This window comes from Allobosea sp. P1_B10 (genome assembly GCF_056406735.1).
Genome location: NZ_JBFTZP010000012.1, coordinates 95,767 through 107,495, shown reverse-complemented (window position 1 = coordinate 107,495; position 11,729 = coordinate 95,767). Strand labels below are relative to the sequence as shown.

At 63.8% G+C, this 11,729-nt stretch carries 11 protein-coding genes and 1 pseudogene; 5 read left to right on the top strand and 7 right to left on the bottom strand.

Translation table 11 applies throughout. The annotated features are described in order from the left end of the window. Positions 1-157 (bottom strand): helix-turn-helix domain-containing protein (locus tag AC1D2L_RS21205; protein ID WP_476847881.1); only part of this gene is annotated, 157 nt, incomplete at its 3' end. 92 nt (positions 158-249) lie between these two features. Here AC1D2L_RS21205 and AC1D2L_RS21200 point away from each other — a divergent pair. Beyond that, positions 250-507: pseudogene (locus AC1D2L_RS21200) on the top strand (integrase core domain-containing protein); the annotation flags it as partial. Positions 508-635: 128 nt separating this feature from the next. Here AC1D2L_RS21200 and AC1D2L_RS21195 read toward each other — a convergent pair. Both AC1D2L_RS21195 and AC1D2L_RS21190 read right to left on the bottom strand, forming a co-directional pair. Continuing rightward, complete coding sequence (locus AC1D2L_RS21195) at positions 636-1,937, bottom strand: DUF1214 domain-containing protein (protein ID WP_476847870.1); 1,302 nt, start codon at positions 1,935-1,937, stop codon at positions 636-638. 26 nt (positions 1,938-1,963) lie between these two features. Beyond that, the gene (locus tag AC1D2L_RS21190) at positions 1,964-2,923 is read right to left on the bottom strand and encodes a SphA family protein (protein WP_476847869.1); all 960 of its coding nucleotides are present in this window, start codon (positions 2,921-2,923) and stop codon (positions 1,964-1,966) included. 198 nt (positions 2,924-3,121) lie between these two features. Here AC1D2L_RS21190 and AC1D2L_RS21185 point away from each other — a divergent pair, with 198 nt between their 5' ends. Both AC1D2L_RS21185 and AC1D2L_RS21180 read left to right on the top strand, forming a co-directional pair. Next, positions 3,122-3,610: a cupin domain-containing protein gene (locus AC1D2L_RS21185; protein ID WP_476847868.1), complete on the top strand. Its 489-nt coding sequence runs from the start codon at positions 3,122-3,124 to the stop codon at positions 3,608-3,610. A gap of 210 nt (positions 3,611-3,820) precedes the next feature. Continuing rightward, a complete protein-coding gene (locus AC1D2L_RS21180; RefSeq protein WP_476847867.1) occupies positions 3,821-4,072 on the top strand; it encodes a helix-turn-helix domain-containing protein in 252 nt (83 codons plus the stop codon). Between the two features lie 553 nt (positions 4,073-4,625). On the opposite strand, the gene AC1D2L_RS21175 is transcribed toward AC1D2L_RS21180, so the two are convergent. The 4 genes from AC1D2L_RS21175 to AC1D2L_RS21160 all read right to left on the bottom strand — a co-directional run bounded on the left by AC1D2L_RS21175 (position 4,626) and on the right by AC1D2L_RS21160 (position 9,517). Further along, positions 4,626-5,453: an ABC transporter permease gene (locus AC1D2L_RS21175; RefSeq protein WP_476847880.1), complete on the bottom strand. Its 828-nt coding sequence runs from the start codon at positions 5,451-5,453 to the stop codon at positions 4,626-4,628. Positions 5,454-5,458: 5 nt separating this feature from the next. After that, positions 5,459-6,430, bottom strand: coding sequence for an ABC transporter permease (locus AC1D2L_RS21170; RefSeq protein ID WP_476847866.1), 972 nt, complete (start codon positions 6,428-6,430; stop codon positions 5,459-5,461). A 61-nt stretch (positions 6,431-6,491) separates the two neighbouring features. After that, positions 6,492-8,099: an ABC transporter substrate-binding protein gene (locus AC1D2L_RS21165; RefSeq protein WP_476847865.1), complete on the bottom strand. Its 1,608-nt coding sequence runs from the start codon at positions 8,097-8,099 to the stop codon at positions 6,492-6,494. 50 nt (positions 8,100-8,149) lie between these two features. After that, a complete protein-coding gene (locus tag AC1D2L_RS21160; RefSeq protein ID WP_476847864.1) occupies positions 8,150-9,517 on the bottom strand; it encodes a M20/M25/M40 family metallo-hydrolase in 1,368 nt (455 codons plus the stop codon). A gap of 119 nt (positions 9,518-9,636) precedes the next feature. Here AC1D2L_RS21160 and AC1D2L_RS21155 point away from each other — a divergent pair, with 119 nt between their 5' ends. Together AC1D2L_RS21155 and AC1D2L_RS21150 are read left to right on the top strand one after the other, a co-directional pair. Continuing rightward, complete coding sequence (locus tag AC1D2L_RS21155) at positions 9,637-10,536, top strand: LysR substrate-binding domain-containing protein (RefSeq protein ID WP_476847863.1); 900 nt, start codon at positions 9,637-9,639, stop codon at positions 10,534-10,536. A 276-nt stretch (positions 10,537-10,812) separates the two neighbouring features. Continuing rightward, positions 10,813-11,712 (top strand): MurR/RpiR family transcriptional regulator, encoded by a 900-nt coding sequence (locus AC1D2L_RS21150; protein WP_476847879.1) that lies wholly within the window; start codon positions 10,813-10,815, stop codon positions 11,710-11,712. Positions 11,713-11,729 lie beyond the last annotated feature (17 nt).

The window sequence follows — 11,729 nt, the reverse complement described above, 5'->3', positions numbered from 1 at the left end:
CGTGGTCGAGCGACCCCGTCTGCGCCTTCAGCTTGCGCCACTTCGAGACGCAGGACGGGCTGATCTTCAGCGCCACGCCGATCGAGCGGATGCTCTCACCGGCATCGAACCGCGCCAGAGCCCGCTCGCGGAGATCTTCAGAGTAAGGTCGCGTCATCTCTGCCGGCCGCCTTCTCCCGGCAGACATCTTGAACCACGATCAAGCTGATTTGCGAATCCCGATTCCGATAAAACTCAGCGCGCTCTAGCAGTCCTTGGGAGAACGGCTACTGCGAGAGCTTTAACTCCAAGCTTCGTGACGAGCTTCTGAACGGCGAGCTGTTCTACAGCCTCGCCGAGGCCCGGATCGTCATCGAGGGCTGGCGTCAGCACTACAATACCCGGCGCCCACACTCCTCGCTCGGCTATCGGCCGCCCGCGCCGACCGCCGTGGTCTGGCCGGCCGCGCAAACCCAACCCGCTTCGCCGGCCATCTCAACCGTGGCCGCCAAGCCCACCATGCATTAGATTAGAACTGAGCCACCAAATGGGGGCAAGCCAATCCTGGGCAACGCTCGCGACCGTAAAGGTCGCGAGGGCAGGCAGGACTGCGGCGAAGAGACGACGGATCTTCATGGTCTCCTCCGAAGTCTTGGCTAGCGCTTGATAATAGGCGGAGGGAAATAAGTTCCGTTCGCAACGCCCTCAGTCGGGCGATAGAAGCGAAAGGTAAGACGATACTTGCTCGCCTTCGGGGTCGGCAGCCAATTCCCATCGGGAGCGTCCGCAGGCTTCTGATCGGCGAAGAACAATGTCAGCTCGCCATCTGGACCGTATTCAAACTTCGATTGATTATTGATCAGGAAACGGCTCAGGGGATTGGGCAACACGCGGAAGCGATGGCTGTCGACCGCGATGACCGACCAGAAGAACGTGGCGTACTGGGCTGGCAACTGGTCTTTCGGGAAGGTCAACGTGTAAACGTTGTCGCCGTTGAGTTCGTTGCCGGCCTGGTCCCTGCTTCCGCGATAATACAACACTTCGGGCTTGATGTTGGCCCAGATGCCGCCGTTGTTGATCAATGTCCGTGCGACATAATCGAGACCGTATTCGCCCACGACTCCGGGGCGGGCCCAGCCGTTATGGGCTGTGCCGTGGCCGAGTATCTCTCCCGCCTTGGCTATCGTCGCGAAAGCCTTGGTTCTGATCACTTGGTCGACGCGTTGACGCTCGGCCGGATCACTGATCGCCGCGGCTATCGATCGCGCCTTCGCCTGGAGGGTTTCCAACCCGACGCTGAGATCCGCCTCGCTGTCGAGGGCCGCATTGGCACTGTCGAAAGCCTCCGCGCCGGGCAGCGCTTCGGGCTCGAACATGATCGTCTTGGCGATCTCCGGGGGAGTGGGCGTGCCGGTCGCGCGAAGCGTGAACTGGTTCTGCAAAGCTGTCGCCGCATCTGGGTCGGAGCCCAGCTCGATGCGCGCGAGAACGCGTGAGGACTTCACCGGTAGATTGATCCGGGTCACTCCGGGGGCAAGGTCGACCTTGGAATCACGATAGCAGGCCGCGAACTCGCCGAAGGGCCGCTTGGGAAAGAGCCGCTCGTTGATGTTGGCAACCGTTTCGCCCCACCCGTTCAGGAAATGGACGGTGTAGTAACGGCCCTCGACCTTGGGAACAGTGACGATGGTGCAACTGCTTTCGTCAGCAGCGACCCATGCTTCGGAGTAGGCCACGTCGAGGTTCGGATTGGGCCAGTCCACCGCACCGGGCTTGCGATGGATGATCTCGTTCCACTTGAACCCCTCCTTGAAGTCGAGCTGCTGCTGACGGGCGACGAGAAGCCGCCCAAGGACATAGATGTAGGCGTTGCTGATGTCCTCGTCGGTCGGACGAGGAGCCTGCGCGGATGCTGCCGTCGACAGGACAAGCAGTGTTGCGATGATCAACTTGCGCATCTCAGCCCTCCGTTATGGGGCAATCGTTATATCGAACCGGGTTTTCCGGCCTTGGGCGTGGTTCCAAGGGGGAAGGCGATGCTCAGAAGCCCCATGGTCCCCTGGGCGCGGTTGGCCACCTCGACCTCGCGCATGACCTTCAAGCGAGTTGTGATCGGAACACCGCCAACCTCGAAATTATAACTGATACTGCCGCCGACTGCCGTCACGCGCCCCTTATGCGATCCGACGAGAACGCCGCCACCGCTGTCGCCGCTGGTCTGCTGGTAGTGACCGACGAGCAGACCGATCGACCACTCCTTGGTCAGGTTTTTCGTCACCGCGAGGTCCGCGTGGAAGGCATTGCCGCTCTTATAGTCGGTCGCCTTGTTGGTGCCGTTGATCTCGAACCCGACGGTGGTCGAGATATCGAGGCCGATGGCAGGATCGAGATAGGTCAGCGAGGCTGAGAGGTCACCGATCCAACGATTGAATGCCAGATTGGAGAGCTCTCCTTCCTGGTAGGCCCCGGCGGGGACGCTGACGGCAGCAGCCGTTGCCCAGTGGAACTTGCCCGAATGCCATCCGAGCGCCGCGGACACTATCGGATCGCCGATATTGAAGGTCGCGTCCCGCTCGCTGATGCCGATCGTGCGCCCCAGGCGAGGCGATGACACGACAACTCCGGCGCTGACGCGTGGCACGCCGATCGGCAGCGAGGCGCCGATGGCGAGGTTGCCGCCGAGTATCTCGACCGGCAGGACCCAGGTCGGAGTCAGGAAGCCCGCTCTGGCCTCGACGCGGACGTTTCCGAGGACGGCACCGCCGATCTGGGTGCGGATGCGGGCTGAGGTCCGCCCGGAATAGCTGTAGAGGTCTGTCTCGAAATAGAATCCCGGCGGTGGAAGGTAACCGGCCATCGGACCGTGGAAACCGGGCAGGTAGAGGCTCGCGCCGCCTTCCGTCGCATTCGCTGCTGGAAAGGTCCCTGCGAGCGTCAGTGCCATGCCCAGGGCGATCGACTTGACACTGGCGAGAACGCACCTCCGCTTCAGGCGGAAGCTTAAGGGATCTGAATTCATGGCATTCGATCCGTCTTCAGCATGAACCCCGCTAACGGCATCTTAGAGAGCTTGCGCTGCCAAGGGTATCGTGAAAGCACCCAAAACACGCCTATTCGTCCCACAGCCACAAGGAGAAGGCGGGTGAAATGGGGCTTTATGTCGGGAATGGAGCCCTCGGCGCAGGCGTCCAATGCCCGCAACGCGGACCTCGTCTTCTCGACCTGTGAGCATCCGCTGGGCCACCAGTTTGATGTGTGGCGTTCGGCGATCGACTCAATCACGGAGGCTTCCCGCCCGGCGGATGTTCCTTCCGGCACGGGGTACGACGCCAATCTGAGAGCGTTCAACCTCGGCAATCTGGTTTTGTCGTCCGAACAGTTCGATGCGATGGACTATGAAGTTCGGCCCCGGGAGCTGCGGCGGAACGGCGTCGATCACTGGATGCTGACGCTGAACAAGCAGGGATCGGCTGTGAGCCGAACCGGCGACTTCGTCATGAACAGCCGACCGGGTGAGCTCAGCGTGCGATCGCTGACGAGACGATTTTCGGGACACTGCTCTTGGGTCGAGCTCCTCTTTATGTCCCGAGGGACGCCTACCCACACCTTGCCGGGACGATCGATGTGCTGAACGGGACGTCTGCGTCGGGCGGACCGTACCGCTTGCTTGCCGACTACCTTCTGCTCCTGGAGGCAAGGCTGCCAACGCTCGACGATCGCTCCTTCCGTCAGATCGCTCAAGGTTGCGAGAGCATGATTACGAGCTGTCTTGCTCCCACGCAGGATTCAATCGATGCCGCGAAAACGCAGCTCGCGCTGACCATGCGCCAGGGAGATTAGGGTGCAACGTCTGGCCGCTGCGCATGCGAGCCTCGCTGACCTCGGAGCGGAAAGGAAGATTGCCGAGATAGCGTATGAAAACGGGTTCTCCTCCCCAGACGAATTCGGGCGCGCATTCCACCGTCAGTATGGCTATTCGCCGAAGGACGCGCGGTACCTACGCGCGCATGCTCATTCCTTGGTGATCCTGGATCGGCAGGGTGATTTCAATTCCCTGATGGAGAATCTCAGCCGAGCACATCGGCCTGGGTAGGATACTGGAAAGCGGACCTGTCAGAGTCAGCTTTGGGTCGAGAGTTAACCTTGATCCGGGCGGCAGGGAATGTCCGGTCCCTGGCGATTTGCCAATGTCTGGTTGTGGCGCAGCAGTGCCGACAGAATCAGGCTAGGATTATTGTGAATGCGGAGTAGGCCTGCGCCTCACGCGCACGTCATTCTCTACGAAGAAGCGCCGTAGAGCGTGCTGACCTCGGGTCGGCAACGGATTGCCCCTGCGAAACCGGCACATCGACCTGGCGCAGCTTCGCGACGATCTCTCCCGGCTTGTGGCGCTTCTTCGGTATGGCGGTCCTCCTGTCTGCCAAACGACATACTTCAGGGTTGACCAACTCAACGGGGGTGGATGAATCAGCGCCCATCCGGACTTCCGGCCCGCCCTGGAGGATTAATTCCGGCGAGCCCAGAGCGGCTCCTACGGCCAGCAATCCCCCTGCCTGCCCGGGGAAGCCCTGTCTTGGCACCAGCGTTTCATCGAGACAGGCAGCATGCGCGGCTGACGGCGAGGGTGGGGCGCGCCTGCGACTCCCTCAGCGATCCTGGAGCTTCGGGTTCAGCGCGTCGCTGAGGCCCTCGCCGACGAGGTTGATGCAGAGCACCGTTACCAGGATCGCGATGCCGGGGATCGCCGACATCCACCAGGCAGTGCGCAGCATGGTGCGGCCGACGCCGATCATGTAGCCCCAGGACACCACGTTCGGATCGGCGAGGCCCAGGAATGACAGGCCCGATTCCGTCAGGATCGCGGTGGCGACGAGCAGCGACGAGACCACGATCACCGGCGGCAGGGCGTTCGGCAGGATCTGGTGCAGCGCGATGCGCCAGCTCGACATGCCCATGGAGCGGCAGGCCTGGACATATTCGCGGTCGCGATGCGCCATGAACTCGGCTCGCGCCAGGCGCGCAACCGGAGGCCAGGAGACGATCGCGATGGCGGCCATCACGGTGACGAGCGACGGCCTGAAGATCGCGATGATGACAACCGCTAGCACGAAGGACGGGATCGTCAGGAAGAAATCCGTCAGGCGCATCAGCAGCGCGTCGACCGTCTTGCCGCAATAGCCGGCCGCCGCGCCGACCAGCACGCCAATGACCGTCGCACAGACGCTGGCGGCGACGCCGATCAGGAGCGAGACTCGTGCCCCGTGGAGCAGGCCTGCGAGCATGTCGCGGCCCGAGACGTCGGTGCCGAGCGGGAAGCGCGCCGAGGGCGGCTGGGCAGGGCGACCCATCATGTCGAACGGGTCGACCGTGTAGATCATCGGCCCGAAGATCGCCGCGAGCACGATCAGGCTGAGGACGAACAGCCCGACGACGGCGCCGCGGTTGCGGCGATAGCGCCGCCAGAGATGCAACATGCCCTTCATCGCGCGAGGATCCTCGGATCGAGCAGGCCGTAGACGAGGTCGACCAGCAGGTTGCACACGACCACCAGGATCGAGGAGATGAACAGGATGCCGAGCAGCAGGTTCAGGTCGCGCTGGAGCAGCCCGTCGAAGAGCAGGCGTCCGAGGCCCGGCCAGCCGAAAACCGTCTCGACCAGGATCGAGCCGCCGAGCATATGGCCGATCTGCACACCGCCCATGGTGACCACGGGAAGGAGCGCGTTGCGGGCGGCATGCCTGAGGCTGATCTGCGCTTCGGACACCCCCTTGGCGCGGGCGGTGGTGATGAAGTCGGAGGAGTAGACCTCCAGCATTGAGGACCGCATCAGACGCGCATAGACGGCGGCGTAGAACAGGCCGAGCGTCAGCGCCGGCAGCACGAGATGGCGGCCGATGTCGAGCGCACGTTCGAGAGGGGCCATCTCGGTCCCGATCGTCATCATGCCGCCCGAGGGCAGGACGCCGAGCGTCACCGAGAACAGGACGATCAGCATCAGCCCGAGCCAGAATTGCGGCGTCGCATAGCAGAGCAGCGCAAGCACCGAGACAACGCTGTCGACCCATTTGCGGTGGCGCATGGCCGCGACGATGCCGCACATCACGCCGACGACGATGGCGATGCCGATCGAGGTCAGCATCAGCAGCAGCGTGGCGGGCATGCGCTCGCCGATCAGTTCGAGGACAGGGCGCTGCTGGACGTTGGAGATGCCGAGGTCGAAGCTAACCAGCTTGCCGAGATAGACGAAGAATTGCTGGTAGATCGGCAGATCGATGCCGAAGGAGCGACGCAGCTCCTCGACGAATTCCTTGGAGGCGCCGCCCGATTGGGCGGCGATGATCTCTGCTGCATCGCCGGGGGCGAGATGCAGCAGAGCGAAGTTCAGCACCGCGATGCCCAGGACGCTGGGCACGACCTGCAACAGGCGGACGAGCATAAAACCGAGGGACATTGATCTCAGCTCCGCTGGTGTGACCGGGCGTTTACGGGATGCGGCGTCATGGCTGGCGCGCTCAGTCCTTGGTCACGCTGTCCCAGGACGAGTACATCGAGATCCCGTTGGTGATCAGGCCCTTCACCCGCTTGTTCCAGACATGGGTGTAGGACATCTCCATTAGGAAGATCACGGGCATCTCGTCGTGCAGGATCTGCTGCAGTTCGTCGAACTGCTTCTGACGTGCGACGGGGTCGATCTCGCGTGCTGCCAGGCCGAAAAGCTCGTCGACGCGGGCATTCTTGTAGCCCATCGAGTTGGTGAAGGTGGCGCCTTTCTTGATGAACTCCGAATGGAAGGTGCGCTCGACGCCGATCGAGGGATCGGAATAGTTGTGCGAGAAGGTGCTGGTGAGATTGAAGTTCCAGTCCGTGTAGACCGCCTTCAGCCAGCCACCGAGATCGGCGCTCTGGGTCTCGACCGAGATGCCGACCTTGCTCAGCTCCTGGCGCACATATTCGGCGAGGCGCTGCCAGTTCTCGCCATAGGGCAGGAAGTTCTGGGTGATCTTGAAGCGCACGCCGTTGGCGCCACGCGGATAGCCGGCTTCGTCGAGCAACTGGTTGGCCTTGCGGGGATTGTACTCGTAGGGCTTCAGCGCCTTGTTGAAGGCCGTGTTGCCGCTGACGACGGGGCCGCGCGCCGGCTTGCCCTGGCCGTACCAGATCACGTCGACGATGCGCTCGCGATCGAGTGCCAGGCTAAGCGCCTGGCGAACCTTGAGATCGGCGAGCGGCTTGTCGCGCATATTGACCTCGAGCCACATATTCGGGCCCAGTGCCTCGGCACCGGCCTGCGAGGCCACGAGCGAGGGCATCTTCTCCAGACGCTGCACTTCGGCCTCGGGCAGGCTGCTCATCGGCGCAAGATCGACCTCGCCCGTCTCCAGCGCGATCGCGCGCGCCGCGCCATCGGGCATGATGCGCTGGATGATCTGGTCGAGGCAGGGGAAGCCCTGGCGCCAGTATGTCGGGTTGCGCTCCAGCGTGATATGGCTGCCCTTGCGCCATTCCTTGAAGCGGAACGGGCCGGTGCCGACCGGGGTCTGCATGATCGGAGCGGCACGCACCGCCGCGACCGTCTTCACATCGATGCCGTCGAAGCCGTGCTTGGGCATGATCGGTGCCTCGCCCGCCTGGAACACGTTCATGAAATAGGGAACGGGTGCCTTCAGCTTGAACACGACGGTCAGCGGATCGGGCGTCTCGACCGTCTCGACATCGCCGAAATAGGCCTTTCCGCGCGAGTGGTAGGGGCGGATGATGTTCTCGACGCTGAACTTGACGTCCTCCGCCGTGAACGGCTTGCCGTCATGCCAGGTCACGCCGGCGCGGAGCTTGAAGGTGTAGGTCTTTTTGTCGTCCGAGATCGTCCAGGATTCGGCGAGCCCGGGCTTGGGCGTCAGCCCCGGCCCCTCGTAGTTGAGCAGGCTCTCATACATCTTGGTGGAGATCAGCGCGACCGGGACTGCCGAGGTCGCGATCGTCGAGAGCGACGTTGGCTCCAGCGAATACACATAGGTCAGGGTGCCGCCCGTCTTGGCGCAGCTTTGCGCCAGCGCGGTGGCGCTGCTCAAAGCCAGTGCGAACGGGACTGCCGCCAAAACGGCCGGAAGCTTCATACGCATGTCAGGACATCCCCTTTTTATGGTTGGACGCTCCGTGTTCGGAGTGCCTCCTAGTCCGCGTCGCACCACTCCGCGATAAATTCGATCAGGTGCTCGATCGCGGACAGGAAGTCGGCGATCGGGATATGCTCGTCGGGTTTGTGGGCCTGGGCGATGGTTCCCGGGCCGAAGATGATGCTCGGAATGCCGCCCTGGTTCACCAAATGGCGCATGTCGCAGCAGAAATGGCCAGGATGAGCCGTGCCGTCCCCGCTGCGGCGGGCCAGGACGCCGCCCATCACCCTGGCCACCTCGAGGTCAGCGCTCTGGTCGGTGGCGTCGTCGTGGTGCAGGAATTCGAGCCGGGCCGGATGGCGGCGCAGGCGCTCGTCGCCCGCATTGGCATCCGCAATCGCCTTGCGGAACCCGTCCATGATGTCGGTTACGGCGCCCAGTGACGGTGCGAAATAGGCGCCGCCCTTGATCACGACCTCGCCGGCCGTGACGGTCTCGTAATGGCCACCCGCGATCTTGCCCATCGTCAGCGAGAAGGGCGGCTTGGCGCCCGCCGGCGTGCCGGCATTGTAGCGGCGCTCGAGGTTCAGCAGCGCCTCGATCACCGGCGGCAGCATGTCGACGGCGCCGAGCCCTTCCAGTTCGCTGCCGTTCCAGCGCGCGCCCGGCGAGCGCTGCGTGCCGTTCAGCGTGACCTGCCAGTAGAGGCCGCCCGGGTGGCTGTAGGCGATGGTGTTGGAGGTCGGCTCGAGCACGACGGCCGCGTCGGCCGCCGCGCCGCGCGTGACCAGGTCGAGCGTGCCGTTGCCGGCGTGCTCTTCGTTGACGACGCAGTGCAGGGTGACGTCGCCCCGCAACTTGACGCCCGCTTCGCGCAAATAGGTTACCGCCAGCAGCGCGGCCATCAACCCGCCCTTCATGTCGGAGGTGCCGCGGCCATACATCAGCCCGTCGGCGATCTCGGCCCCGAAGGGGTCGCGGGTCCACTGCGCCAGCGGCTCGACCGTGACGGTGTCGATATGCGCATTGAGGATCAGCGAACGCCCGCCACCGGTGCCTTTCCAGTGGCCGACCACATTGGGGCGGCCATCATAGTTCAACACCGGCTGCAGTCCGCTGTCGCGCAGCGCCTCATAGGTCGGCAGGCCGGCATAGGGCAGGATCAGATCGTGTTCCCAATGCGTCGGATATTGCGCGACATCCGGGAACGCCTTGAACATTGCCGCGACATCCGGCTCTTCCTGCGTGACCTCGGCGCCGGTGACGGCGATGAGCTCCGCCATGCGCGACTGGGCAGGGCCTTCCTCGCCGGTGAGGCTGCGCATGCGCACGATCTCGGCGAGTGCCGCGATGCTGCGCTGCTCCTGACTCTTCGCCAAGGCGAGTGCGGCCTGACTGGCTGCCGCTGCTGTGTTGTCCGCCACGATAGTCGCCTCACGCTTATCCATGCAGCGAGAGGTTGCAGCCGCAGAGACCTATTAGACAAATTAGAAATTTTATATCATCAGAAAATAGAACTTATATTGGTGGCTGGTTTTTAGGCATGATCTACGCACAGATCCGCGCATTCGATGCTGTCGCGCGCGAAGGAAGCTTTTCGCGGGCCGCTCAGGTGCTGGGTCTTACCCAGCCGGCCGTGACGATCCAGGTCAAGGCGCTGGAGGAGCGGCATGGGCTCAAGCTCCTGCACCGGGAAGGGCGGCGGGTGCGCCTGACGGAAGCGGGAGAGCGGCTTTATTCGCTGTCACGGCAGCTTGCGAGCCTGGATGAGCTCATCGAGGAGACATTGTCCTCTGCGCAGGAACTGCAGGGAGGCAGCCTGCGCCTCGCTGTCGACGGGCCGCATATCGTGATGGGCCTGTTCGCCCGCTTCATGAAATCGCACCCCCGCGTGCGTCTCTCGGTGCTGACCGGAAACAGCCGCATCGTGCGGCAGGCGCTGCTCGATCGGCATGTGGATATCGGCATCCTGCCTGGCGTGGGCGACCACCCGCAGATCGAGGCCCTGCCGCTCTGGCACCATCGCGGCGTGGTGATCGTCGCCAACACCCATCCCTGGGCCAAACGCAGGTCGATCTCGATCGCCGAGCTCGACGGCGAACCGATGATCGGGCGCGAGGACGGCTCGATGACACAGGCGCTGGTCGACAACGCTTTTGCCCGGGCAGGCGCCGCCCCGCGCTATGTGCTCGAACTCGGCAGCCGGGAGGGCATCTGCGAGGCCGTCGCGGCGGGGCTGGGCCATGGCATCGTCTGGGAACTGGAAGCCTTCGGCTCGGCGCGCTTCACGACACTGCAGATCGAGGGCGAGGGTCTGCGCAGCACCGACTACGTCGCCTGCCTCAAGAGCGAGCGCATGCGCTCGGTGGTGAAAGCCTTCTTCGAGGTGAGCTCGTGCCTGCCGGAAGACCGCAGCGACATCCGCGCCCTGCGGTCAGTCTGAGGGCACCCACCCATCGAGCGCCTCCGGCCTTTCCTGACATCGGGAACGACCGCTTCTGGGTGCGGCGGCAAGACGGAAGCTGGCGCACCCTTATCGCTGCACTCACGCGCCGTATGGCGGGCTGCTAGTTCTCAGTGTCCCGATCCGCCAGTTAACTGCTGGAGTCGCTATCGTCTCAGCAGTCGCACCGCTCGGCGACTTGGCACCGCAACCTGCCTAGGGGCCGAAGCAGCCACTCCTCACAACCTTAATGCACGATAAATTGCGCAATTGGAAATGCGCAAATTAACTTGCAACCTCCTGATGGCTTCGGCTAGCAATCATCAAGGAGGTCGGCGAATGGACTTTTGGGAAAGAATCGCAGCCTGCAAGGCCGAGCTGACCGACGCCGATCGTCGCCTCGCCGACGTGCTTTTCGCTGACCGCACCTCCGGAAGCTTCCTGCCTGCGCATGCTGTTGCCCAGCGCGCCGGCGTGCATCCCTCGACGGCGGGCCGCCTCGCCCGCAAACTCGGCTTCGTCGATTACCGAGACATGCGCGCAAGCATCCAAGACGCTGTCGTCGCCGATCGCGATGCCTCGACACGCGTCCAGAAGCGCGTGAGCCGCGCGACCGGCAGCTCATTACTTGGTTCAGTCGTCGATGGCGACATCCGCGCGCTAACGCGCCTACCCGAGCAGATCAGCGAAGCGGAGATCAGTGAGGCGGCGCAGTTGCTTCGTGATGCCGGGCGCATTCTCGCCTTCGGCGAGGGGCATGCAGCGAGCCTCGCCGAACTATTCGCGCGTCGCCTGGTCCGGTCCGGCTACCGCGCGGCCGTGCTGAGCCATGCGGACTGGCAGGCGGCAGACCAACTGTTGGGGCTTGGGGCAGCGGACGCCGTCTTCGCTTTCGTGTTCCGGCATGACAGCCCGGGAGCCTCGCGGGTCCTAAGCTATGCGCGCGAGGCCGGCGCCCGCACGGTGCTCATGACGGACCGCCGCACCGCCCTGTCCCCCTGCGATTTGGCGCTGGTCGCGGACCGTGGTGATCCGGGCGAGTTCCATTCGCTCGCAGTACCCATGGCGCTCTGCAACACCTTGATCCTGGAGCTCTCCCGCATCGACGGCGGCCGTTCTCACGGCACGCTGTCCAAGGTGGACGAACTCCAGCGGCTGTTCCGAACGCGTCCCTGACGGCCGGGCCGTCACAT

Coding starts and splice junctions, on each gene's coding strand:
- AC1D2L_RS21195 (WP_476847870.1), bottom strand. CDS start 1,937: ATGCGCAAGTTGATCATCGCAACACTGCTTGTCCTGTCGACGGCAGCA.
- AC1D2L_RS21175 (WP_476847880.1), bottom strand. CDS start 5,453: ATGTTGCATCTCTGGCGGCGCTATCGCCGCAACCGCGGCGCCGTCGTC.
- AC1D2L_RS21150 (WP_476847879.1), top strand. CDS start 10,813: ATGCGCAAATTAACTTGCAACCTCCTGATGGCTTCGGCTAGCAATCAT.
- AC1D2L_RS21165 (WP_476847865.1), bottom strand. CDS start 8,099: ATGCGTATGAAGCTTCCGGCCGTTTTGGCGGCAGTCCCGTTCGCACTG.
- AC1D2L_RS21190 (WP_476847869.1), bottom strand. CDS start 2,923: ATGGCACTGACGCTCGCAGGGACCTTTCCAGCAGCGAATGCGACGGAA.
- AC1D2L_RS21155 (WP_476847863.1), top strand. CDS start 9,637: ATGATCTACGCACAGATCCGCGCATTCGATGCTGTCGCGCGCGAAGGA.
- AC1D2L_RS21170 (WP_476847866.1), bottom strand. CDS start 6,430: ATGTCCCTCGGTTTTATGCTCGTCCGCCTGTTGCAGGTCGTGCCCAGC.